Below are 24,164 nucleotides of genomic sequence, written 5' to 3' on the forward strand. Positions count from 1 at the left end.
CGCGGGGGTCGGGCCTCGTCGTCGTGCGGCCGTGCGGTGCGCCGGCCGCCCGTCGGCACGTCAGCCGGCGGGGGCGTACTCCACGCGCTCGACGTGCGCCACGGTCTGCGTCGGGGCGCCGGCGCTCGTGCCGTAGACCCCCAGCCACAGGCCCAGGAAGCCACCGGTCGCCACGGTGTCGAGCTGCGTCGCGTCGGCCGTGGCCACGACGACGGGAGCCGTGTCACCCACGCCGGCCAGCAGCTGCAGGTCCGCGCCGCGGGCCCGGACGCCCAGCACCAGCGGTGCGTCGGCGGACGCCGCGAGCGTGACCTCGCCGAGCACCCGCTCCTGCCCGCCCTGGCGGTGCACGACGCGGACGTGCCGGACGTCGCCGTCGGCCGTGACCGCGAGCCGCGCGTGGTCCTTCTCGGACTGCCGGACGACCAGCCCGACCTCCTCGCCCTGGCCCAGGTCGGCGCGCACGCGCGCCGTGAGGTCGGCGTCCCGGTGCTGCAGCCGCAGCCCGAGGAACGCCGGGACCTCCAGGTCGGCGAGCGTCGCCGGGCGCAGCGGCAGGTCCCAGCCCTCACCGGCGGGCGTCGCGACCTCGCTCGGCTGGGCGCGCACGGCGGTCCAGCGCAGGTCGGCCGGTGGCACGACGCCGGACGCCGCGCCCTGGACCACGCCGGGCGTCGGGGTGCCGGCGAACGGCACCTCGACCTCGTCGGGGATCTTGCCGACGCCCGGTGCGAACACCGGCCAGCCGTCCTCCCAGACCACCGGCACGAGGAACGTCTCGCGGCCCAGCGGGTAGTGGTACCCGCCGTAGGTGCGCATCGCCAGCAGCACGGCCCACCAGCTGCCGTCGGCCGCCTCGACGAGGTCGGCGTGCCCCGCACCGACGACCGGGTGCCGCCGCCCCAGGTGACGGTGCGTGAGCACCGGGTTGCCCCTGGTCCCGACGTACGGGCCGGTCACGGAGTCCGAGCGCGCGACGCTCTCGGCGTGGTGGAACTCGGTGCCACCCTCGGCCGCGATGAGGTAGTAGGTGCCGTCCACCTTGTAGATGTGCGGCGCCTCCGACCACACGACGCCCTCGACGGCGCCGTGCCAGATGACGGTCTCCGGCCCGACCCACTGCATCGTCTCGCGGTCGAGCTCCCGCACCCAGACCTCGGTCTGGTCGTGCCAGCGGGGCTCGAGGGCCAGGCGGGTGCCGTGCACCCAGATGCGACCGTCGTCGTCGAAGAAGATCGACGGGTCGATGCCGAACGACTCCAGCCAGATCGGGTCGGACCACGGCCCGGCCGGGTCCTTCGCGGTCATGAGGAAGTTGCCGCCGCGGCTGCCGTCCCGCTGGTCGACGAGCGTGCACACGACCCAGAACTGCCCGTCGTGGTACCGGATCGTCGGCGCGTACAGGCCGCCGGACGACGCGATCCCCGTGAAGTCGAGCTGCCCGGGCCGGTCGACGACGTGCCCGATCTGCTCCCAGCTCACCAGGTCGCGGCTGTGCAGCACCGGCAGGCCCGGCAGGTACTCGAACGTCGAGGTGACGAGGTAGTAGTCGTCACCGACCCGGCAGATCGAGGGGTCGGGGTAGCACCCCGGAAGGATCGGGTTGCTCACGGTGCTCATGCGTGGTCGACCTCCACGTCGACGATCCGCCGGTCGGCGGCGGTGACCTCGTGCACGGCGCCCGTCACCCGCAGGGCGGCGCGGCGCGTGCTGCTGCCCGGCAGCACGTGGCGGGTGACCTCGCGGCTGTTGGTGATCGCACCGCCGGTGGCCGCGGCCACGTCGGAGGGGTCCGCGACACCGGCGTGCGAGGCGACCCAGACCTGGACGTCACCGGGCTCGACCACGCGCACCAGGCGGCGGTCGACCAGCGCCAGGCGCGTGGTCGGCACGCGGAACGTCACGCGGCGCGACGCACCCGCCTCGAGCTCCACGCGGGCGTAGCCCAGCAGCTGCGCGACGGGACGCACCACGGAGCCCTGGACGTCGCGGCCGTAGAGCTGGACGACGTCCGCCCCGGCGACGTCACCGGTGTTGGTCACCGTGACCGACGCGGTGAAGACGCCCGCCGAGTCGACCTCGGGGTCCACCTGCAGGTCGTCGTACGCGAACGTGGTGTAGCCGAGGCCGAAGCCGAACGGCCGGACCGGCGTGGGGTCCGTCGACGTCACGTCGGACGGGCCACCGAGCACCGGGTGCAGGTACCGGAACGGCTGGGCACCCGCGGCACGCGGCAGCGAGACGGGCAGCCGGCCGGACGGGCTCGCGACGCCGGTGAGCAGGTCGGCGATCGCGTCGCCGCCGCCCTCGCCGGGGAAGAACGCCTGCACCACCGCGGCGGGCCGCGGCCCCTCGCCGTCCAGCGCCCAGCCGATGGCGTAGGGACGCCCGGTCAGCAGCACCATGACGACGGGCGTGCCCGTGGCGACGAGCGCCTCGACGAGCCGGCGCTGCACGCCCGGCAGCTCGAGCGACTGGACGTCGTTGCCCTCACCGACCGTGCCGCGGCCGAAGAGCCCGGCCTGGTCGCCGACCACGACGACCGCCACGTCGGCGTCCTGCGCGGCGGCCACCGCGGCGTCGAAGCCGCTGGTGTCGTCGCCCTCGACCGTGCAGCCCTCGGCGAACGTGACGTCGCCGGTCAGGGTCGCCGCCAGCGCCTCGTGGACGCTGCGGATCTCGAAGCCGAGCGGGAGCCCGGGGTGGTGCGCCAGCACGTGGTTGGCGAAGGAGTAGCAGCCCATGAGCGCCTCGGGGCGGGCCGCGTTGGGGCCGACGACGGCGACCTTGCGCGGCTGCGCGAGGGGCAGGACACCGTCGTTCGACAGCAGGACGACCGACTCCTGCGCGAGGCGACGCGCGAGCTCGCGGTGCCGCGGCGAGTCGAGGTCGATCTCGGTGGGAGGCTCGTCCTCGAACGCCTCGGGGTCGAGCAGACCCAGCTCCTCCTTCTGCGCGAGGGCGCGCAGCACCGCGCGGTCCACGAGCGCCTCGTCCGTCAGGCCGGCGCGCACGCGCTCGGCCAGCGGCTCGAGGAAGGCGTCACCGGTCGGCAGCTCGATGTCCAGGCCGGCGGCCAGCGCGAGGGCGGCCGCCTCGCCGCGGTCCGCGGCGACACCGTGCATGACCTGCAGGAACGCGACCGCGAAGTAGTCGGCCACGACGACACCGTCGAAGCCCCACTGCTCGCGCAGCACCTCGGTCAGGTAGTGCGGGTCCGCCGCGACCGGCATGCCGTCGACGTCGGCGTAGGAGTTCATCACCGAGCGGACGCCGCCGTCGCGCACGGCCATCTCGAACGGCGGGAGGTAGATCTCGGCGAGCTCGCGCGGGCCGGCGTGGACCGGTGCGTGGTTGCGGCCGGCCGCGGAGGCCGAGTACCCGACGAAGTGCTTGAGCGTGGCGTGGACGCCGGCGTCCTGCAGGCCGCGGACGTACGCCGTGCCGACGGTGCCGACCAGGTACGGGTCCTCGCCGATGCACTCGTCGACGCGGCCCCAGCGGGGGTCGCCGACGACGTCGAGCACCGGGGCCAGGCCCTGGTGGATGCCCAGCTCGCGCATCGAGTCGCCGATGGCCCGCGCGGCCTCGTGCACCAGCTCGGGGTCGAAGGACGCGCCCCACGCGAGCGGCGTCGGGTAGCTGGCGGCCTGCCAGGCGGCCAGGCCCGTGAGGCACTCCTCGTGCACCAGCGCGGGGATGCCCAGGCGCGTCTCGCGCTTGAGGCGACGCTGCTCGGCCCACAGCCACGCGGCGCGCTCGGCCGGCTCGACAGGACGCGTCCCGTACACGCGGGTGTAGTGCCCGAGGCCGTGCCGCGTGATCTCCGCGAGCTGCCCCGAGTCCTTCTGGCCCGAGGCCATCTCGGACTGCATGGGGGCGACGGTGCCGTTCTGGTCGAGCCAGTAGCCGACCAGCTGCGCGAGCTTCTCCTCGAGGGTCATCCGGGCGTGCAGGTCACGCACCCGGGAGGAGACGACGGGCATGGCGGGGACGTGCGACGACCGCTGCTGGGCGGCGCTGCCGAGGGTGTCGGACACGGGGTGGTGCTCCTTCGGAAGGTATGGCGAGGTGGTACGGCTGCGCGCCCGCCCGGGACGAACCCGGACGGGCGCGCAGAAGGGGTCGTCAGCCCTTGACGGCGCCGGTCAGACCGCCGACGATCCGCCGCTCGAACAGCGAGAAGAAGATCAGCGCCGGGATCATCGACAGCGACGTGAACGCGAGGACCCGGGCGGTGTCGACCGAGTACTGCGAGGCGAACGACTGCACACCCAGAGGCAGGGTGTACATCGACTCGTCGTTGAGGATGAACAACGGCAGCATGTAGCTGTTCCAGGCCGCCACGAAGGCGAGGATACCGACCGTGACGACGCCCGGGACCGACAGCGGGACGACCATCCGGAAGAAGAACCCGATGCGGCTGGCCCCGTCGATCGCGGCGGCCTCCTCGAGCTCCTTGGGGATGGCCCGCAGGAACGGCACCAGGATGATGATCGTCGTCGGCAGAGCGAAGGCGATCTGCGGGAGGATGATGCCCGCGAGGCTGTTCATCAGACCGAGGTTCTTGATCATGATGTACAGCGGCGTGATCGCGACCGTCATCGGGAACATCAGACCCGCGGCGAACAGCGAGTACATCGCCGTGCTCGCCTTGAAGTCGTAGCGGGCGAGCACGAAGCTCGCCATGACCCCGAGGATCACGACACCGGCCGTCGTGGCGATCGCACTGATCGCCGAGTTGCCGGCCTGCTGCCAGAACAGCGAGCTGTTGAGGACCGCGGAGTAGTTGCCCCACTCCCAGGTCGTCGGGAACCCGGAGGGGTCCGCGGTGATCTGCGAGTTGGTGCGCAGACCGCCGAGGATGATGTAGATGACCGGCCCGACGCAGATGCCGACGAGGAGCCACGCCACCACGTAGACGAGCGGGTTGACCTTGTCGAGCGTCTTGACGCGCCGCCGCACGGGTGCGGGCAGCTTCGCCGGGGTTGCCTGAACCGCGTTGGCGGCCATCACTTCTTCCCTCCCGTGAGCGCGCCCTCGGTGTCCCGCTTGAGCACGAAGCGCTGGTAGGTCAGCGCGATGACCAGCGAGATGAGGAAGAGGACCACGGCGACGGCGTTACCGAAGCCGTAGTTCCCCGCGTTGCGCCCGTTGAGCACCATGTAGGTCGCCATCGTCGAGGTACCCGCCGTGGCGGACACGTACTGGCCCCAGATGATGTAGACGAGGTCGAACAGCTGGAGCGACCCGATGATCGACAGGAACGCCCAGATGCGGACGGTCGGGCCGAGCAGCGGCAGCGTGATGCTGCGCTGCGCCTGCCAGTAGGACGCGCCGTCGATCGCGGCGGCCTCGTGGAGCTCCTCGGGGATGGACTGCAGACCCGCGAGGAAGAGGATCACGGCGAAGCCGATGTACTTCCACGTGATGATGATCATCAGCGACCAGATCGCGACGTCGGGGTCGGACAGCCAGTCGACCGCCCACCCCTCGAGCCCGATCTTGGCGAAGAGGTCGTTCACGGCACCCGTGGTCTGGAGCATGAGGCTCCAGCCGGTCCCGACGATGACCTCGGAGACGACGTAGGGCACGAAGATCAGGACGCGGATGAGCCCGCGGCCCCGCATCTTGCGGTTGAGCAGCAGCGCGAGGACCACGGCCGCCGGTCCCTGCATGACGAGGGACATCACGACGATGAAGCCGTTGTGCATCAACGCGTCGTGGAAGGTGGTGTCCTGCAGGATCGTGGCGTAGTTCTCCAGTCCCACGAAGTCCGTCGGGACCCCGTAGCCCTTCCACTTGTAGAACCCGTAGTACGCCGCCATGACGACGGGGAAGATGACGAACGCGACGAAGACGACGATCGCGGGGCCTGCGAGGAGGGTGATCTCGGCACGCTTGCGCCAGTCACCCCTGCGGCGGGGCCGGCGCGCCGGGGACGGTGCCGTACCGGCACCGCCCCCGACGACCGAGCCATCCCCGGGCGTCGACGTCCTCAGCAGCGCGTTCCCGCCCTGGGAGTTGCTCATCGGACCAGTTACTCCTTGGCTGCCGCGGCCTGGACCGTGGACACGATGCTGTCAGCGTCACCGTTGCCGGCGAGCATCTCGACGACCGCGCCGTTGAGCGCGTTGCCGACGTTCTGGCCGAGCAGGGTGTCCAGCCAGACGCTCACGTAGGCGGCGTCGTTGTACGAGGCGAGCACGTCCTGCAGGGCCGGGTCGGTGACGGCGCCCTGCGCGTCCTTCGAGGCCGGCAGGGTGACGAACGCCTCGGCGTAGCCCTCCTGGTGCTCCTGCCCCATGTAGAAGTTGAGGAAGTCGGCGCACACGTCCGGCGCGTCCACGTGGCAGGCGTAACCGTCGACGCCACCCATCATGGCCGTCGCGTCACCCTCGCCACCCTCGATCGCCGGGAACGGGAACCAGCCGAGGTCGGCCAGCGGCTCGCCGTCGGGCGTCAGACCGGCGATGACGCCCGGGTTCCACGCACCCATGAGCTCCATCGCGGCCTGGTGGTTGGCCAGCAGACCGGCCGAGGAGCCGGCACCCTGCTGCGCCGTCGTCGTCAGGAAGCCGTTGTTGAACGGCTCGACACCGGCGAACTCCTCGTACGCCTTGCCCGCCTCGGCCCAGCACGGGTCGTCGAAGTTCATCTCGGCGGCCGACTCGTTGATCGTGTCCTGCGAGCAGGCACGCAGCGCGAAGAAGTAGTACCAGTGCGCGGCGGGCCAGGCGTCCTTGGCGCCCAGGGCGATGGGCTGGACGCCCGCGGCCTTGAGCTTGGCGACGGCGTCCTCGAGCTCGGCCATCGTCTTCGGCGTCTCGGTGATGCCGGCCTGCGCGAACAGGTCCTTGCTGTACCAGATGCCACCGGGGAGCACGGCGGTCGGCATGCCGTAGATCTTGCCGTCCACCTTGAACGCGTCGAGCGCGCCGCCGACGGCCTCGCGCACGTCGTCGTCGACCTTGTCGGTGAGGTCCATGACCTGGCCCGAGTCGACGATGTCGGCGAGCTTGCCGCCACCACGCGCCATGAAGATGTCCGGCGCGTCGCCCGAGTTGAGGGCGGTCTGGAGCTTGCCGTCCATGTCCTCGTTCTGGATGGACTGGATCTTGATGGTCACGCCCGGGTTGGCCTCCTCGAAGGCCGCCGCGGTGGCCTCCCAGTAGGCCTTGCCGTCACCCGTCGTGGAGTTGTGCCAGAACGTGAGCTCGGCGTCGCCGCCGTCGCCCCCGCCGGCGTTGTCGTCGGAGCCGCCGCAGGCGGTGAGCGCCAGAGCGCCCATGAGCACGGCGGCCGTGGCCGCCAGTGTCTTCCTTACCTTCATGGTCTGTCCCTCTTCGTTGAGCCACACAGTGGTTGGACGAGCCCGTGGGGGCCGCCTCGAGGGCGGGTCGAGCGTTGCAGTGCGCTCACGTCCGGACGACGTGCGACGCAACCGTGCGGCGCCTCCACCCTCACCCCGCTGTACGGGGCTGTCGTTGACTCTGACAGCGGCCTCGCGGGATCGTCAAACTGGTTCGATAACGATATCGAAACAGTGGGGGCATATGTGCTGGACGTCGGCCGACGCTCCTCCGTCATAGTGGGCACGCCGTCGGGCCGACCACGGACCGAGGTCCTACCCGCCGCACCTGCGCGACGCGGTGCCGTGCACGCCGCACCGGTCGACCGGCGCCCCGTCACCGCTACTCCTTGGCGGCCGCGTCGTTGACGGCGGAGACGATGCCCGCGGCGTCGCCGTCGCCCGCGAGCATCTCGACCACGGCCCCGTTGAGCGCGTTGCCGACGTTCTGCCCGAAGAGCGTGTCGAGCCACACCGACACGTACGCGGCGTCGTCGTAGGCGGCCAGGACCTCCTGGAGCGCGGGGTCGGTCACCACGCCCTGGGCCTCCTTGCTGGCGGGCAGCGAGACGAACGCCTCCGCGAAGCCCTCCTGGTTCTCCTTGCGGAGCAGGAAGTTGAGGAACTCGGCGCACTCGGCCGGGGCGTCGACGTGACAGCTGAGCCCGTCGATGCCGCCCATCATCGCGGTCGGGTCACCCGCACCGCCCTCGACCTGCGGGAACGGGAACCAGCCGAGGTCGGCCAGCGGCTCGCCGTCGGGCGTCAGCCCGCCGATGACACCGGGGTTCCACGCGCCCATCAGCTCCATCGCCGCCTGGTGGTTGGCGACCAGGCCGGCCGACGACCCCGCACCCTGCTGCGCGCTGGTGGTGAGGAAGCCCGAGTTGAACGGCTGCAGCGCCGCGAAGTCGGCGAACTCCTGACCCGCCTGCGTCCAGCACGGGTCGTCGAAGCTGCGCTCCTTCGCCGCCTGGTCGATCGTGTCCTGCGAGCACGACCGCAGGGCGTAGAAGTAGTACCAGTGCGCCGCGGGCCACGCGTCCTTGGCCCCCAGGGCGATCGGCTCGATGCCGGCGGCCTTCAGCGCGGCGACGGCCTGCTCGAGCTCGGCCATGGTCGTCGGCGTCGACGTGATGCCCGCCTGCGCGAACAGGTCCTTGCTGTAGAAGATGCCGCCGGGCAGGACCGCCGTGGGCATGCCGTAGACCTTGCCGTCGATCGTGAAGGCCTCGATGGTGCCGCCCAGGGCGTCGCGGGTGGAGTCGTCGACGAGGTCGGTCAGGTCCATCACCTGGCCCGCCTCGGCGATGTCCGCGAGCTTGCCGCCACCGCGGGCCATGAAGATGTCCGGCGCGTCGCCGGAGTTCAGCGCCGTCTGCAGCTTGCCGTCCATCTCCTCGTTCTGGACCACCTGCAGGGTGATCTCGACGCCGGGGTTCTCGGCCTCGAAGGCGTCCACCATCTCCTGCTGGTACGCCTTGCCGGCGTCGGTGGTGGAGTTGTGCCAGAACGTCATCGTGACGGCACCGTCCTCCTGCCCGCCCTCGTCGGTGGAGCCGCCGCACGCGGCCAGCACCAGCGCCCCCATGACCAGCGCGGCCGATGCCGCCACCGTCCTCGTCACCCTCATCAGATCTGTCCTCTTCGTCGAGCCAGCTGATCCCGGGCGACGCCCGGGGCCCCCTGCCGACGCCAGGTCCACCGGTTCGCGTACCGCCCGGTGCGTCGCGCCCCTCGTCGGGCACCGACCGGACGTGCCCTGCCGTCGACGGCTGACCGACTCTCCCAGGGCGGGAGATATATCGTCAAACACCCAGCAGAGGGCAGGACGGGCAGAACACCACGGGCGGCGTGCTGGCCGCCCCCGGCCCCGGGCACGCGCAAGGCCCCGGTCCTCGCGGGACCGGGGCCTTGCGTGCGTCGTGCGTGCGGGTCAGGCGGGGGCGAGCCCCGTGCCGCCGTCACCGCGGGCCGGCGCCGTGGGCGCCGCCGGGACGTCGGTGCCGGAGCCCGGCGTGCCGACGGACGCACCGACCGGCAGCGGGTCCACGTCCTGCGCGCCGCGCGGCACGCCACGGAACAGGAACTCCCCGAGCAGACCCTCGCCCTGGGCGTCGACGATGACCTTCTGACCGGCCTTCAGCTCACCGAACAGGATCTTCTCGGACAGCGCGTCCTCGATGTCCCGCTGGATCGCGCGACGCAGCGGACGGGCACCGAGGACAGGGTCGTAGCCCTTCTCCGACAGCAGCTTCTTGGCCGCCGGCGTGATCTCGATGGCCATGTCCTTGTCGCGCAGGCGCTTGTCGAGCTTGGCGATCATCAGGTCGACGATCTGGAAGATCTCGGGCTGCGAGAGCTGCGGGAAGACCACCACGTCGTCGACGCGGTTGAGGAACTCGGGCCGGAAGTGCTGCTTGAGCTCGTCGTTGACCTTCGACTTCATGCGCTCGTAGTCCGTCGCCAGCTCGCCACCGGCCTGGAAGCCGGTCATGACGCCCTTGGCGATGTCCCGCGTGCCGAGGTTCGTGGTCATGATGATCACGGTGTTCTTGAAGTCGATGACGCGGCCCTGCGAGTCGGTCAGGCGACCGTCCTCGAGGATCTGCAGCAGCGAGTTGAAGATGTCCGCGTGCGCCTTCTCGACCTCGTCGAACAGGACGACCGAGAACGGCTTGCGACGCACCTTCTCGGTGAGCTGCCCGCCCTCGTCGTACCCGACGTACCCGGGAGGCGACCCGAACAGCCGCGACACCGTGTGCTTCTCCGAGAACTCCGACATGTCGAGCTGGATCAGCGCGTCCTCGTCCCCGAAGAGGAACTCGGCGAGCGCCTTGGCCAGCTCGGTCTTCCCGACGCCGGTGGGGCCGGCGAAGATGAACGACCCACCGGGACGCTTCGGGTCCTTCAGACCCGCACGCGTGCGGCGGATGGCCTGCGAGAGCGCCTTGATCGCCGCGTCCTGCCCGACGACCCGCTTGTGCAGGTTCTCCTCCATGTGCAGGAGCCGGCTGGACTCCTCCTCGGTGAGCTTGAACACCGGGATGCCCGTGGCGTTCGCCAGCACCTCGGCGATGAGCTCCTCGTCGACCTCGGCGACGGCGTCCAGGTCGCCGTTCTTCCAGGCCTTCTCCTTCTCGGCGCGCTTGAGCCCGAGCTGCTTCTCCTCGTCGCGCAGGCGCGCGGCCTTCTCGAAGTCCTGCTCGTCGATCGCGGACTCCTTGTCGCGACGCGTCTCGGCGATCTGCTCGTCGAGCTCGCGCAGCTCCGGCGGGGCCGTCATGCGGCGGATCCGCAGGCGGGCGCCGGCCTCGTCGACCAGGTCGATCGCCTTGTCCGGCAGGTACCGGTCGTTGACGTACCGGTCGGCCAGCGTCGCGGCGGCCACCAGGGCGGAGTCCGTGATGGACACGCGGTGGTGCGCCTCGTAGCGGTCGCGCAGGCCCTTGAGGATCTCGATCGCGTGCTGCAGGTTCGGCTCGGCGACCTGGATCGGCTGGAAGCGGCGCTCCAGGGCCGGGTCCTTCTCGACGTACTTGCGGTACTCGTCGAGCGTGGTGGCACCGATGGTCTGCAGCTCGCCGCGCGCCAGCATGGGCTTGAGGATCGACGCGGCGTCGATCGCGCCCTCGGCGGCACCCGCACCGACGAGCGTGTGGATCTCGTCGATGAACAGGATGATGTCGCCGCGCGTGCGGATCTCCTTGAGGACCTTCTTCAGGCGCTCCTCGAAGTCACCGCGGTAGCGCGAGCCGGCGACCAGGGCGCCGAGGTCGAGCGTGTAGAGCTGCTTGTCCTTCAGCGTCTCCGGCACGTCGCCGCGCACGATGTCCTGGGCCAGGCCCTCGACGACCGCCGTCTTGCCGACGCCGGGCTCGCCGATCAGCACCGGGTTGTTCTTGGTGCGGCGGGACAGCACCTGCATGACCCGCTCGATCTCCTTCTCGCGCCCGATGACCGGGTCGAGCTTGCCGTCGCGGGCCGCCTGCGTGAGGTTGCGGCCGAACTGGTCGAGCACCGCCGACCCCGAGGGCTGACCCTCGGCGGGGCCGCCCGACGCGACCGGCTCCTTGCCCTGGTAGCCCGAGACGAGCTGGATGACCTGCTGGCGGACCCGGTTGAGGTCGGCGCCGAGCTTGTTGAGGACCTGGGCGGCGACGCCCTCGCCCTCACGGATCAGGCCGAGCAGGATGTGCTCGGTGCCGATGTAGTTGTGGCCGAGCTGCAGCGCCTCGCGCAGCGACAGCTCCAGGACCTTCTTGGCGCGCGGCGTGAACGGGATGTGCCCGCTCGGCGCCTGCTGGCCCTCGCCGATGATCTCCTGCACCTGGGCGCGGACCGCCTCCAGGGAGATGCCGAGGGACTCCAGGGCCTTGGCCGCGACACCCTCACCCTCGTGGATCAGACCCAGGAGGATGTGCTCGGTGCCGATGTAGTTGTGGTTGAGCATCCGCGCCTCTTCCTGGGCGAGGACGACCACGCGACGGGCTCGGTCCGTGAATCTCTCGAACATGTGCACTCCTCACGAGCGGCGTGCCCCGGCTGCGCCACCCGGCAGGGGTCCGGGCGGAGCCGACGAAGCGGCGTGTTTCGATGCTAACGGCGGGGTACCTCCGCCACGTCCCGTGTTCGCCGCAGGCGGAGCCCGGTCTCCCACCCCGCTGCCGCCGTCGTGCGCACCGGACTTGCGCATCGACTACGGATGGCACCGCCCCACCCGCGACCTACGCTGCACGGGCCGGTGCGCACCGGCAGCACGGTGGGAGGGACAGTGGGACGCAGGACGGCGACGCGACGGCCCCGGGCGACAGCCCTGGTCGGGGCGGCACTGCTGACGAACGTCGCCGTCGCGGGCTGCGCGTGGTTCGGCGACGACGGGACGAACGCGACGCAGGTGCTCGACCTCGCGGTGGGCGACTGCGTCGTCACCCCCGACGACGTGCAGGCCGAGCTGACCGACGTCACCACCGTCGCGTGCGACGCCCCGCACCAGATGGAGGTCTACGCGCTGGTGCCCGACGCGCTCGACGGCCCCGAGGCCCACCCGGGCGTCGACGCCCTGGCGGCGTTCGCCGACGGCGTGTGCGCCGAGCGGTTCGCGGGGTACGTGGGCGTGGACTACCGCGACTCCGACCTCTTCCTCACCTACCTGCTGCCGTCGGCGCGCGGCTGGTCCGAGGGCGACACGACGGTGACCTGCCTCGTCACGACCACCGGTGAGCAGCTCATCGCGTCGGTCGCGGGCTCGGGGCGCTGAGCCGTGCCCCTGCCCGTCACCACGTCGGCCACCGTCACCTGCTCGTTCGGGACGGCGCCCGCCACGCTCGTCGCGCTCCCGACGCCGCGCGTGCTGGTCGAGGGCCGCCCGGTCGCGACCGTCTCCGACGCGGCGCCCCTGGTCAACGTCCCGCCGTTCGCCATGTGCCTGTCCCTGGCCAACCCGCAGGTCGCGGCGGCGACGGCGGCGGCCCTGGGCGTGCTGACCCCGATGCCGTGCGTGCCGGCCACGACCGGGACGTGGACGCCCGCCGCCCCGCGCACCGTGGTCGGCGGCCAGCCGGTCCTCGCGCAGGGCGCGATGTGCGTGTGCGCGTACGGCGGCGTGGTGCAGGTCGTGGTGCCGGGCCCGGTCCGCACGACGGTCGCCTGACGGTCAGTCGGCCTCGAGCGCCTCGACCTGCAGGACGAGCGCGTCGAGGTCCGCGGTGCGGACGTCGTACGCGGCCTCGGCGGGACCGCGGGTGCCGGCGACGACGTCCTCGACCGCGTCCAGGACGCGCTCGACCGTCGCCTCGACGTCCTCGACGACCGCCAGCAGCAGCGCACCGAGCACGTCGGGGTGCAGGACGGGCCGGCCGTCGGGCACCGGTGCGAGCGGACCGAGGGCCAGCGAGCCGCGCACGGCGACCGTCCCGGTCGGTGACCCGGCCTCGACGCACGTCGTGAACAGGTCGGCCGTGAGCGCACCCGCGAGCCGGGCGACGTCGGCCGCACGGTCCGCCGGGACGTCGACGGGCACACGGCCGTAGCAGGTGACCGTGGCGGCCTCCTCCCGGACGAGCACCAGCACCGGCTCCCCGCCGGGCAGCTGGGAGGCGACGTCGAGCGTGCCCGCGGCGTCGTCCACGCGCAGGGGACGCGCCGGGGCGAGGGCTGCGGCGACCGCGGTCAGCAGCGGCCTCACGGGGTGGCCCCCGCGGCCTCGGTGAGCTTGCGCTGCAGCAGCTCGAGCAGCAGGTCGACCATCTCCGGGGAGTTGCGCTGCGGACGGGCTGCCAGCTCGGCCTCCAGGTCCTCGACGCTGACCGTGTCGACGAACTGCGCGAACTGCGGCGGTGTGGCGTCCGGGGCGAGCGTGTGCGCCCCGACGACGAGGCCCGCTGCCGGGGCGCCGGTCCCCTGCGCCGTCAGCAGCGCGGTCATCCGCTCCTTGCGGGCCAGGTGCTCCTCGCCCTTCAGCGTCTGCCGCACGCGCCAGAACAGACCACGGTCGTCGCGGACCCTGCCGCCGTTCGCCTCGGCACCCGCCTGCGCGGTGTTGCGCTCGCCCGCGAGGGAGCCGGACCGCCGCCAGCGGTCCAGCAGCCCGCCCGCGGTGCCGCCCGCCGCGCCGACGGCGTCCTCGAACGCCGCACGCGTCCGCTCGAACACGGTCTGCGGGTCGGCGTCGACGCCCATGGACTCCAGCACGGCCTCCCGGATCAGCGCGAGCGCGCCGTCGTCCGTCGTCAGCTGCTCCTTCTCCGCGGCGCGCAGGTCCTGCGGCGACGAGCGCCGCTTCTGCGGGTCGTGCGCGACGACCGTCCGGGGCTTGATGCGGTTGAGCAGGTCGGGCCCCACGGGGCGGCCCTGCACCCGGTAGTTGGCGAGGAACGCCTTGGCGGTCTCGTCACCGGCGGCGGCGCGCAGGATGATCCCGTCGACCGCGGCCTTGGGGTGGCGGCGCAGCTCGTGCTCGGCGCCGCCCTCGAGATGCTGCACGGCGGACTCGCGCTCCGCGGCCTGCGCCTGCACGACGAACACCTCGTCGGCGATGAAGTGGCCGAGGGAGTGCACGCTGTCGACGACCGACTTGACGCCCTTGATCGCCGCGGGGATGCCGAACCCGCCGGCGGACGCGACCTGCCCGATGGACAGACCCAGGTCGACCACGGACGAGCCCAGCGCCCACGTCGTGCTCTCGAGGTTCTTCGTGTGGCTGCGCGACACGTTCATCAGCGGCCACACCATGACGTTCGCGTTCTTGCCGGGGCGGTTGACGCGGGCGGAGAACATGGCGGTGTCGGTCTCGTGCTGGCGCATGCCCGCGACGGCGACGTCGGTGACGGCCTTCACCATGGCCAGCGCCGAGGCGACGATGTCCAGACCGGGCACGACCTTCGCGACGCCGTCCGCCACCCCCTTGTCGCCGAGGAGCTTGGCGAGGCTCGCCGTCGACTTCGCCGCGGACACCAGCCCGTCGACCGCCGACGCGCCGGACTTCGTCGCCGACATCGCGGCGTACGGGTCGCTCTCGTTCCACGCGTCGCGCACCGAGCGCGCGGTCGCGAACGCCTCGCGCACCGCCGTGAGCAGGCCACCGAGCATCCCGGTGACCGTCGAGATGCCCTCCTTGGCCCGCCCGCCCGCGGTCTTCAGCGGGTCGCCGGCGCCCTTCTCGAAGTCGTCGTCGGACCTCAGGCCCTTGCCCGTGCGGTACTTCGCCTCGACGATCTTGTTGACCGCGCCGCCGTCGACCTTCTTCGGGATCTTCAGGTTCGACGCACCGGGGGCCTTGGCGAGCTCGGGGGTGTAGTGGTCAGCGATCTTGCCGCCGACGGTGCCGATCATCGACAGCACGGAGCCGCCCGCGGACTCGACCGTGCCCGACGTCGCGTCGGCCTTGTCGAGCCCGCCGAGCGCCTCGAGGTTCGCGGCGACGCCCTGCGCCTGCCGCTCGCGGCGCGCCTCCAGGATCGGCGCGCGCTGCTCCGCCAGCGCCCACGCCTCGCGGTCGACGGCCGAGTTGCGCAGCGGCAGCCGCCCGGCGACCTTCGGCGTCAGGGAGTCGCGGACCTGCTTGGCGGCCCGGTCGCGGGCGAGCTCCGGGTGCACCTCCGGCTCGGCCGTCGTGATGGACCGCATGGCGGTGACCATGCGGTCGTACACGTCCTCGAGGTCCTTCGGCATGACGCGCGATCCGGCGAGCTCCTCCTCCTCGGACTCCATCGCCTCCTCGTGGCGCGCCTCGACGTCCCGGGCGGAGCGCACCTGGAGCATGAGCCGCTCGGCGGCCGTCTCGCGCGGGGGCCGGACCGACTCCAGGGACCGGAACGTGCCGTGCCACGTCTTGTCGTACGCGTACGTCGCGGCCTCCTCCTGGGGGACGCCGCTGCGCAGGACCTTGCGGTAGATCCGCAGCTCGTGGGCCAGCGCCATGTCGAACCGCGCCCACAGGACGTCCATGCGCTCGCCGGCCGTGACGGACGTGAGGCCGTCGTCCTCGTGGACCATGCTCGACAGGTCCGCGCGGCCCTGCTGCCCCGTGGCCCGGTCCCGCGCGAGGGCGGCGAGCTCGGCCTTCTCCGCGACCTTGCCCTCCTTGACCTTCTGCGCGTCGAGCTCCTTCTGCGTCGGCGCGGTCGGGGCGCCCTTGCCGAAGAGCTTCTTGAACGGGTTGGAGAACCGGCGGACGGCCCGCGATCCGGTCTCCTGCACCACGTGCGCGATCTCGTGCGCCAGCACCTTCTCCCCCACCGGGTCGTGCGGCGCGAACCGACCGTGGCCGAAGAAGATGTCGTCGCCGGTCGTGAACGCCTCGGCCGACATCGCCCGCGACAGCCGCCCCGCCTCGGGGCCCGTGTGGACGCGCACGTGCCCCAGGTCCGTGCCGAACGCGGACTCCATGCGCCGGCGCACCGGGCCGGGCAGCCCCGTGCCGCCCGACCGGGCGGCCTCGACCTGCGACGTCACGTCGGCGTCCAGCGCCCCGCCGTCGGACCCGACGACGCCCGACGCCCCGTCGAACGACCGGCGCAGGTGCCCGCACCCGGGGGTGTGCCGGTGCGGGTCCTCGCCGTCGAGCCGGGACAGCGCGCGGTCGGCCAGCGCGTCGGCGGCGTGCTCCGCGTGGTCGTCGGCGGCACCGACCGTCAGCGTCGCGGCGGCGGGACGCAGCGCCTCCGGCGCGGTCGGGGCGGCGGGCTGCGGCGTGGCCGGGCCCGGTGCGGCCGACGTCGGCACGGGGACGCGCGCGTGGTGGGTGCTCATCGGTGCCTCCGGTGACGGTGCGCGGACGGGTGCGGGACGGGCGGGCCGCAGCGCCGGGACGCCGGGACGTGCCCGCGGCCCAGCCTCGCCGCGGGCCGCGGTCCGGCACATCGGTAAGCACTACGCATGTTGGCGCTCACCACCGCGGGTCGGTCAGCCGCCGCCCCAGCTTCGCGATCTCCCGCTCCGTCGCGGCACGCACGTGCCGCATCCCCAGCGGCACCCCGCCGGTGACCGCGTCGTACGTCGCGGCGAGGACGACGTTGCGGATGTCGCCGCCGCAGACCTCCACGGTCTCGGCCAGCAGGTCCAGGTCCACGGGGTCCTCGGGGTCCGTGGCCGGCAGCTGCGCCAGGTGGTGCTGCCACAGCGCCCGGCGCGTGGGCACGTCCGGGTCGGGGAAGTGGACCATGAAGTGCAGGCGTCGGGCGAAGGCCGGGTCGAGGTTGCCCCGCAGGTTGGTCGCCAGGATCGTCAGGCCCTCGGCCGCCTCCATGCGCTGCAGCAGGTAAGCGACCTCCTGGTTCGCGTACCGGTCCTTGGCGTCCGTCACCGCGGAGCGGGAGCCGAACAGCGCGTCGGCCTCGTCGAAGAACAGCACGGCGTTGAGGGACTCGGCCTGGCGGAAGACGCGCTCGAGGTTCTTCTCCGTCTCCCCGATGTACTTGTCGACGACCGACGACAGGTCCACCTGGAACAGGTCCATGCCGAGGGTGTCGGCCACGACGTGCGCGGCGAGCGTCTTGCCGGTGCCCGGGCTGCCGGAGAACAGCGCGCTGATGCCGGTGCCCTTGCCGCCCTTGCCGTGCAGGTCGCCCAGCGCCAGGACGTCGTCGCGGTGCCGCGCCCACGCGACGAGCCGCTCGACCTCGCGGCGCGTGTGGTCGGGCAGCACGAGGTCGTCGAGGGTCGCGGCCGTGCCCTGGGTGCGCACGCGCGAGCCGGCGGCCCCGCCGAGGCGCCGCGCCGTGCGGCGCACGTCGTCGACGTCGACGTCGCGGGAGTCCCGTGCCGCGTCGGCCCGCGCCCGGCGCCCGACCCGGACGATCTCCTCCGGGGTCATGCGCAGCGACACGACGTCCGCGGTCGCCACGTCCGGGCCCGTCATCGCGGCCCACCGCTCGGCGCGCTGCGCGAGCGTCAGCCTCCCGGCGGTGACCGTGGGCGGCAGCGGACCCGCCCAGCGGGGGTCCCACACGGTGCCGCCCACCGCCACGACCGGCACGGCCCCGTCGGTGACGAGGCGGACCAGGTCGGGGCCGGGCAGGTGCGCACCGGCCAGCACCAGGACGCAGCGGCCCAGCACGGCCTCGAGCTGCGCGGCCCGCACCGCGTCGTGCAGCGCCGCCCGCGCCGGCCCGTCCGAGCCGGCGACGGCGGGCACGCGCTCCAGGTCGACGACGACGCACGCGACGTCGAGCTCACGGCACGCCGCGACCGCCAGGCCCGTGCCCGCCGCACCCACCGGCGCGTGCACCCACACCAGCGGCTCGTCCGCGGCCAGCGCCGCCGCGACCTCGGCGTACCCGGTGACGTCCGCGGGCACCGCCTCGGTGAGCAGGGGACGCACCTCGGCGGCCGCGTCACGACGGCCCAGCAGGTGGGCGACGACCCGCGGCACGAGCCCGACACGCGTCGTGGCGAACGTGCCGGCGGCCACCAGCCGCAGCAGCCCGGCGCGGCGCAGCGCAGCCCCCGGGGCGAACCGGCCGTGCGCGGCGGGGTCCAGCACGGACGCACCGGCGAGCTCCACCGCGAGCGCCGTCGTCGGCAGCCCTGCGGCGCCGTCCCCCGCGAGCAGCCCGCACAGCAGGTGCGCGACCGGGTGCGTCTCGGCCAGCAGCGCGACGGCGACGACCTGCCGGTCGGTCGGCGTCAGCGCGCACGCGTCGACGAGGTCGTCCAGGGCCGGGTCGAGGGCGCCGAGCCCCGGGGCGTCCGCCGTCAGCGCGTCGAGCGCCCCGCGGGCCGCGGCCCCGTCGGCCCACCCGGGGCCGCGTCGCGCGACCGCTGCCCCGAACGCCCGCAGCGCTCCCGACGTGCCCACCGTGCTCCCCCACCTCCGCCGGGTCGCGCCCGGACCGCGTGCGGTCGGTCCGCTCGCCCGTCGGCACCCTGGCACCCCGCGCGACGGCACGTCGAGCGGTCCGCGGCAGGTTCCGTAGCGATTACCGATGCCCGCCGCACGGACCCGTCCGTAGCGTGGGGCCACCCGACGGCAGGTCCCGCAGCACTCTCCTGCGCGCCGGCGCCGGACGGGCGTGTCCGTGGTCCGCTGCCCGCCGGGAGGTGCCGTGCTGATCCCCGCCGTGCAGGACGGGCTGGAGCGACTCCTGCGCACCGCGCTGCCGCTGAGCGAGCAGCAGGGCGACGTCGTCTTCGACGCGCCGACGTCCACGTGGTCCGCCACCGTCAACCGCCTGACCGTGAACCTCTTCCTCTACGACGTCGCACGATCGGGCCGGCCCGCCCGCGTCGACGCACCCGTGCGCAACGCCGACGGCACCGTCGCACGCCGCCGGTTCCCGCTGCCGATGGTCGAGCTGAGCTTCCTCGTCAGCGCGTGGGCCGGCTCGACGCGCGACGAGCACCAGCTGCTGGGCGACGTGCTGACGCGCCTGCTCGCCCACCCGACCGTGCCGGCCGACCTCGCGCCCGCCGCGCTGGCCTCGCCCGTGGACCTGTCGATCGCGTCCGACGAGCGCAACCGCCCGCGCGACCTGTGGACGTCCCTCGGCGGGCAGGTCCGCGCGTCGTTCACGCTGGTCGCGACGGTGGCCGCGGACGCCTACCCCTGGCAGGACGCACCGACCGCCGTCTCCGGGGTCGAGGCGGAGCTGTCGCCCCGCGTCGACGGGCGACGATGAGGGCGGTCAGCGCACCCAGCGCCCTGGAGGTCGCGCCCGGCGGCACCGGGACGGTCCCCCTGGAGGTGCAGAACACCTCCGGGGTGATCGACGAGCTGACCGTCCAGGTGCTCGGCGTGCCCGCCGGCGCGGTCGAGGTCAGCCCCAGCCGGGTGGTGCTGTTCCCCGACGCGACCGCGCACGTGCAGCTCACGTTCCGGCTGCCCGGGACCTTCCCGGCCGGGACGCACGTGCTGTCGGTGGTGCTGACCGGCCGCACCGGCGGGGCGACGCCCGCACCGCTGCCGGTCGAGCTGACGGTGCCCGCGCGGCCCGGCACGCGGCTCGGGGCGGCGCCCACGCTCGTGCGCGCCCGCCGGCGGGCCGCGTACACCGTCCAGGCCACCAACACGGGCAACGTCCCGCTGGACCTGGCGCTGCGGGCCGTCGACACCGACCGCGCGCTCACCGCGACGCTCACCCCCTCGACCCTGCACCTGCCGGTGGCCGCGACCGCCGGCAGCACGGTCGTCGTGCACGCGCCGCGCCGCCTGCTCGGTGCGGACCAGGACCGCGCGGTGCGCGTCGAGGCGGCGGGCCTCGGGGACGTGGCCGTCCGCGGCGACGTCCTGCTGACGCTGCGGCACCGTCCGCTGGTGGGCCGGGGTGCCGTCACCGCGCTCGTCCTGGTCGCGATCGTGGCGGGCTGGGCGGCGGCGATGTGGTTCGGCATGCGCACGGCGCTCGGCGCCGAGCCCGTCGGCAAGGTCGTCGCGGGGTCCTTCTACGCGGCGACCGTGGGCGCCGGTGCCACCCCGGACGGTGCCCTGCCGAAGGACGGCGCCGTGCCCGCGGCCGTCGGCGCGACGCTCACCGGCACGGTCACGTCGGCCGTCGACGGCGCGGGGGTCGGACGGCTGACGGTCGACGCCCTGCGGCGCACCCGGGACGGCCTGAGCGTGGTCTCGTCGGCCGCGACGCAGTCGGACGGCACGTACACGATGTCCGGGCTCTTCCCCGGGCCGTACCTGGTACGCGTGCAGTCCCCGGGGTACACGACCCTCTGGTACCCGGCGGCGCCGACCGACGGGGCGGCCCGGGAGGTCCGCGCCCCCGCGCAGCAGGCCACCGAGGGCGTCGACCTGCGCGTCACGGGCGACGCGGCGTCGCTGACGGGCACGGTCGACGTGGGGCAGACGACGCGTGAGGTCGTCGTCGACGTCACCGCGACCGCTGCGTGGGACGGCGCCGACCCGGCGCTCACGTGGACGACCGCCACGCAGGGCGGCACCTACCTGTTCGAGGGGCTGCCCGCGCCCGGCACGTACACGCTGACGTTCACGGCCGAGGGGTACGCGCCGACCACCACCACCGAGCGGGTGCTCGGCGGGCAGCAGCGCATCGCGACGGCCGTGACCCTCGGCGCCGGCACCGGGCAGGTCGCGGGGGTCGTCACCGACGGCGTCCGTCCGCTCGGCGGCGTGACGGTGACGACCACGGTCGACGGCGAGGAGGTGCAGGTCGGCACGCCGACGGTCGGTGAGGTCGGCCGGTTCGTGCTGCCCGCGCTGCCGACGCCGGCGACGTACGTGCTGACGTTCACGCGCACCGGCTACGGCACGCAGACGCTCGTCGTCGACCTCGCCGCCGGCGAGCAGCGCGACGACGTGCGGGTCGCGCTGCCCGCGGGCGCCGGCACGGTCACGGGCCGGGTCGTCGACCCCGCCGGGACCGGGCTCGGTGGTGTGCAGGTCACCGCGGGCGGCGCGGGCGGCACCACCACGACGCTCACCGCGGGCGACGTCGGCGCGTTCACCCTGGCCGGTGTCGGCGCGGGCGAGCTGACGCTGACGTTCACGCGGGACGGGTACACGTCGACCACGGTCGCGGTGGACCCCCCGTCCGGGTCCGCCGGGACCGTCACCCTGCGGCCCGCGGCCGGCACCGTGAGCGGGCGCGTGCTGCGCGGGGGCGCCGGCACCGCGGGGCTGACCGTGCGGGCCACGGACGGGGCCGAGGTCCGCACCACGACGTCGGCGCAGAGCGGGACGCTCGGTGCGGGCACGTACGCCCTCGACGGCCTGCACGCCGGCCGGTGGACCGTCTCCGTGCTGGACGCGGACGGCCGCGTGCTGGTGACCACGCTGGTCACCGTGACCGGTGGCGCGTCGGTGCGCACCGACCTGACGGTGGCGGGCGCCTGATGCACGTCGACGTCACCCCCCGCCACCTGCCCGCCGGAGCCGGCGTCACCGGTGAGGTCGTCGTCACGCTGACGAACACGCGCGACGTCATCACCGGGTTCGCCGTGCGCGTCCTCGGCGTCGACCCCGCGTGGGTGCACGTCGGGGACCCGGAGCCCCGGCTGTTCCCCGGTGCGACCGTGGGCGTGCGGATCGCCCTCACGCTCCCGCCCGACGCCCCCGCGGGCCGCGGGACCGCGACCGTCGAGGTCGTCGACCTGGCGGACCCGGCGGCCGTGAGCCTGCACGAGGTCGTGCTGGAGGTGCCCGCGGTGCGCCGCACGCGCGTCGTGCTGGACCCGCCGACCGTCACCGCGGGCCGGCAGGCCGTGTTCACGGCCGTCGTGCACAACGAGGGCAACACCGAGCACGTCGGCGGGCTCGCGGCGGTCGACCCCGAGGCGCGGGCCGTCTTCGCGTTCGACCCGCCCCAGGTCGTCGTCCCCCCGCGCGCGTCGACGTCCGTGACGCTGACCGCGCGCGCCCGCCGCCCGTGGGTCGGGGACCCCCTGCTGCGGCCCTTCGAGCTGCGGACCACCGGCCCGCACGCACCCGCCCTCGACGCGCCCCCGGCCGCGACCGGCGTGTTCGTGCAGCGCCCGCGGTTCACCCGCGGTGCGCTGGCCCTGGTGGGCCTGCTCGCCGCCGTCACGGTGTTCGCGACCGTCATCGCGCTGGCGCTCGGCACGGTCGTGCAGCGCTCGGCCGCGGACCGGGACCTGGCGCTGCAGGTCGCGCAGGCGCGGGACGCCGCGGCGACGAGCGGGACCGCGCGCGTCGCGGGCACCGTGGTGGAGCTGACGACGGGCGCGACGCTCGGCGGCGTCAGCGTCGAGGTCGTCGACCCGGACGACACGACCGCCGCCGTCGCCACGGTCGCCACCGCACCCGACGGGACGTTCACGGTCGGGCGGCTCGCCGGCGGGTCGTACCTGCTGCGGGTGCGCGGGGCCGGGTTCGCCGAGGTCTGGTACCCCGCGGCGTCGTCACCGGACGACGCCACCGCCGTCGACGTCGAGGACGGCGCCGCGACCGAGGGGCTCGTGGTCGTGGTCGGCGGCGTGCCCGCGACCCTGACCGGCGTCGTCACGGGCGACGACGTGGGCGGTGCGACCGTCCAGGTGCAGATGCCCCTGGACACCGCGCCGCTGCTGGGCACGGACGTCGCGCGCGAGGGCGGCGCACCGGTGGCGGGCGACGGCGTCGTCGTGCGGACCGTGCCCGTGGGCGAGGACGGCACGTTCGACGTCGCCGACGTCCCGTCGCCGGCGGTGTACGACCTCGTGGTCGCGAAGCCGGGGTTCGCGACGCACGTGCAGCGCGTCGACGTGGCCGCCGGGGAGTCCCGCAGCGGCCTGGAGCTGGCGCTGCTGCTCGGTGACGGCACGATCAGCGGCACGGTCGGCGGCGGCGGCGGCCCGCTGGGCGGCGCCACCGTGGTCGCGTCGTCCGCTGCGGTGCGCGTCGAGACGGTGTCGCTCACGCAGGACGCCGTCGGCTCGTTCGTGCTGCGCGGCCTGCCGACCCCCGGCACCTACACGGTCGTCGTCAGCGCCGACGGTCGCGCCCCCTCGACGCTGACCCTGACGCTCGGCGAGGGCCAGCAGCTCACGGGCGTCGCCGTGGTGCTCGGGGACGCCGAGGGCGCCCTCGGCGGGACGGTGGGCGTGCCGCTCGGCGACCCCGGCGGGGTCGAGGTCACCGTGACCGACGGTGCGAGCACGTGGCGCACCGCCGCACGGTCGGGGTCGGGCACGTGGCGGATGACCGGGGTCCCCGTGCCCGGCACGTACACCGTGACGTTCGCGCGCGCGGACCTGCAGTCGCAGGTGCTGTCGGTGAGTGTCGACGGGTTCGGGCGCGTCACGTCGGGGGCCGCGTCCGCGCAGGGGCTCGACGTCACGATGCGCTCCGCGACGGGCACGCTGTCCGGCACCGTGCAGCAGCAGGACGCCGCCGGTGCCGCGGCACCGGCCGGCAACGTGACGGTGCAGGTGGCGTCCGGGACCGTCACCCGCACGGTCACGACCGCCTCGACACCCGCCGGGACCGTGGGCCGGTACGCGGTCGACGCCCTGCCGCCCGGGACGTACACCGTGACGTTCACGCGTGCCGGGACACGCAGCGTGTCGCAGATCGTCGTGGTGCAGGCCGGGCAGGACGCGACGCTCAGCCCGGTGCTCGTGCGACCCGCGGGCGTGCGGGGCTCGGTCACGCGCGCGGGTGCCGCGGCCGCCGGTGCGACCGTGCGCCTGTTCCGCGCCGCGGACTACGGCCTGGCGGGTGCGCAGCCCGTCGCGTCGACCACCACCGACGCCGCCGGTGCGTACGCCCTCGACGACGTCGACGCACCGCAGAACTACCTCGTCGAGGTCCGCGTGGTCGCGGGCGGCTCCGTGCTCGGCGTCTCGGCGCCGTTCACGCTGGGCGCCAGCGAGCAGCGGACCGTGGACGTGACCTCGTGAGCGCGCG

At 73.8% G+C, this 24,164-nt stretch carries 15 protein-coding genes; 5 read left to right on the forward strand and 10 right to left on the reverse strand.

Going from position 1 to position 24,164, the window contains the following annotated elements:
* Window positions 1–60: 60 nt before the first annotated feature.
* The 7 genes from KG103_RS15575 to KG103_RS15605 all read right to left on the reverse strand — a co-directional run bounded on the left by KG103_RS15575 (window position 61) and on the right by KG103_RS15605 (window position 11,867).
* A complete protein-coding gene (locus KG103_RS15575; RefSeq protein WP_207339418.1) occupies window positions 61–1,620 on the reverse strand; it encodes a glycoside hydrolase family 43 protein in 1,560 nt (519 codons plus the stop codon).
* On the reverse strand, window positions 1,617–3,986 hold the full coding sequence (locus tag KG103_RS15580) for a beta-xylosidase/alpha-l-arabinosidase (protein WP_207339889.1): 2,370 nt from the start codon (window positions 3,984–3,986) through the stop codon (window positions 1,617–1,619). The genes KG103_RS15575 and KG103_RS15580 overlap by 4 nt, the downstream gene beginning before the upstream one ends.
* Window positions 3,987–4,128: 142 nt before the next feature.
* Window positions 4,129–5,013, reverse strand: coding sequence for a carbohydrate ABC transporter permease (locus KG103_RS15585; protein WP_207339419.1), 885 nt, complete (start codon window positions 5,011–5,013; stop codon window positions 4,129–4,131).
* Window positions 5,013–6,032, reverse strand: a complete 1,020-nt coding sequence (locus KG103_RS15590; protein WP_207339420.1) for a carbohydrate ABC transporter permease — start codon at window positions 6,030–6,032, stop codon at window positions 5,013–5,015. The genes KG103_RS15585 and KG103_RS15590 overlap by 1 nt, the downstream gene beginning before the upstream one ends.
* An 8-nt stretch (window positions 6,033–6,040) precedes the next feature.
* A complete protein-coding gene (locus KG103_RS15595) occupies window positions 6,041–7,333 on the reverse strand; it encodes an extracellular solute-binding protein (protein WP_207339421.1) in 1,293 nt (430 codons plus the stop codon).
* A gap of 361 nt (window positions 7,334–7,694) precedes the next feature.
* The gene (locus KG103_RS15600; protein ID WP_207339422.1) at window positions 7,695–8,984 is read right to left on the reverse strand and encodes an extracellular solute-binding protein; all 1,290 of its coding nucleotides are present in this window, start codon (window positions 8,982–8,984) and stop codon (window positions 7,695–7,697) included.
* A 303-nt stretch (window positions 8,985–9,287) separates the two neighbouring features.
* A complete protein-coding gene (locus KG103_RS15605) occupies window positions 9,288–11,867 on the reverse strand; it encodes an ATP-dependent Clp protease ATP-binding subunit (RefSeq protein ID WP_207339423.1) in 2,580 nt (859 codons plus the stop codon).
* Between the two features lie 258 nt (window positions 11,868–12,125).
* Between KG103_RS15605 and KG103_RS15610 the strand changes: the two genes are divergently transcribed.
* Together KG103_RS15610 and KG103_RS15615 are read left to right on the forward strand one after the other, a co-directional pair.
* Window positions 12,126–12,611, forward strand: coding sequence for a septum formation family protein (locus KG103_RS15610; RefSeq protein ID WP_207339424.1), 486 nt, complete (start codon window positions 12,126–12,128; stop codon window positions 12,609–12,611).
* 3 nt (window positions 12,612–12,614) lie between these two features.
* On the forward strand, window positions 12,615–13,004 hold the full coding sequence (locus KG103_RS15615; RefSeq protein WP_207339425.1) for a DUF4280 domain-containing protein: 390 nt from the start codon (window positions 12,615–12,617) through the stop codon (window positions 13,002–13,004).
* 3 nt (window positions 13,005–13,007) lie between these two features.
* On the opposite strand, the gene KG103_RS15620 is transcribed toward KG103_RS15615, so the two are convergent.
* From KG103_RS15620 to KG103_RS15630, 3 genes are all read right to left on the reverse strand, one after another.
* Window positions 13,008–13,538 carry a type III secretion system chaperone family protein gene (locus KG103_RS15620; protein ID WP_207339426.1) on the reverse strand — a complete coding sequence of 177 codons (531 nt, stop codon included), beginning with the start codon at window positions 13,536–13,538 and terminating at the stop codon, window positions 13,008–13,010.
* Window positions 13,535–16,603: an eCIS core domain-containing protein gene (locus tag KG103_RS15625; protein WP_207339427.1), complete on the reverse strand. Its 3,069-nt coding sequence runs from the start codon at window positions 16,601–16,603 to the stop codon at window positions 13,535–13,537. The genes KG103_RS15620 and KG103_RS15625 overlap by 4 nt, the downstream gene beginning before the upstream one ends.
* A gap of 136 nt (window positions 16,604–16,739) precedes the next feature.
* Entirely contained in the window at window positions 16,740–18,650 is a 1,911-nt protein-coding gene (locus KG103_RS15630; protein WP_207339428.1) for an ATP-binding protein, read from the reverse strand.
* Window positions 18,651–18,897: 247 nt separating this feature from the next.
* On the opposite strand from KG103_RS15630, the gene KG103_RS15635 reads away from it, so the two are divergent.
* The 3 genes from KG103_RS15635 to KG103_RS15645 are packed head-to-tail and all read left to right on the forward strand — an operon-like array spanning window position 18,898 to window position 24,157.
* Window positions 18,898–19,470 carry a DUF4255 domain-containing protein gene (locus KG103_RS15635; protein ID WP_207339429.1) on the forward strand — a complete coding sequence of 191 codons (573 nt, stop codon included), beginning with the start codon at window positions 18,898–18,900 and terminating at the stop codon, window positions 19,468–19,470.
* On the forward strand, window positions 19,467–21,653 hold the full coding sequence (locus tag KG103_RS15640; protein ID WP_207339430.1) for a carboxypeptidase regulatory-like domain-containing protein: 2,187 nt from the start codon (window positions 19,467–19,469) through the stop codon (window positions 21,651–21,653). Before KG103_RS15635 ends, KG103_RS15640 begins: the two co-directional genes overlap by 4 nt.
* Window positions 21,653–24,157, forward strand: a complete 2,505-nt coding sequence (locus KG103_RS15645) for a carboxypeptidase-like regulatory domain-containing protein (protein ID WP_207339431.1) — start codon at window positions 21,653–21,655, stop codon at window positions 24,155–24,157. Before KG103_RS15640 ends, KG103_RS15645 begins: the two co-directional genes overlap by 1 nt.
* Window positions 24,158–24,164 lie beyond the last annotated feature (7 nt).

It is taken from the genome of Cellulomonas wangleii (assembly GCF_018388445.1).
In the GTDB taxonomy this organism is placed as follows: domain Bacteria; phylum Actinomycetota; class Actinomycetes; order Actinomycetales; family Cellulomonadaceae; genus Cellulomonas; species Cellulomonas wangleii.

Bases quoted from the DNA above. Each gene is read 5' to 3' on its own strand.
- KG103_RS15575 (WP_207339418.1), bottom strand. From the start codon at position 1,620: ATGAGCACCGTGAGCAACCCGATCCTTCCGGGGTGCTACCCCGACCCC.
- KG103_RS15580 (WP_207339889.1), bottom strand. From the start codon at position 3,986: ATGCCCGTCGTCTCCTCCCGGGTGCGTGACCTGCACGCCCGGATGACC.
- KG103_RS15585 (WP_207339419.1), bottom strand. From the start codon at position 5,013: ATGGCCGCCAACGCGGTTCAGGCAACCCCGGCGAAGCTGCCCGCACCC.
- KG103_RS15590 (WP_207339420.1), bottom strand. From the start codon at position 6,032: ATGAGCAACTCCCAGGGCGGGAACGCGCTGCTGAGGACGTCGACGCCC.
- KG103_RS15595 (WP_207339421.1), bottom strand. From the start codon at position 7,333: ATGAAGGTAAGGAAGACACTGGCGGCCACGGCCGCCGTGCTCATGGGC.
- KG103_RS15600 (WP_207339422.1), bottom strand. From the start codon at position 8,984: ATGAGGGTGACGAGGACGGTGGCGGCATCGGCCGCGCTGGTCATGGGG.
- KG103_RS15605 (WP_207339423.1), bottom strand. From the start codon at position 11,867: ATGTTCGAGAGATTCACGGACCGAGCCCGTCGCGTGGTCGTCCTCGCC.
- KG103_RS15625 (WP_207339427.1), bottom strand. From the start codon at position 16,603: ATGAGCACCCACCACGCGCGCGTCCCCGTGCCGACGTCGGCCGCACCG.
- KG103_RS15640 (WP_207339430.1), top strand. From the start codon at position 19,467: ATGAGGGCGGTCAGCGCACCCAGCGCCCTGGAGGTCGCGCCCGGCGGC.
- KG103_RS15645 (WP_207339431.1), top strand. From the start codon at position 21,653: ATGCACGTCGACGTCACCCCCCGCCACCTGCCCGCCGGAGCCGGCGTC.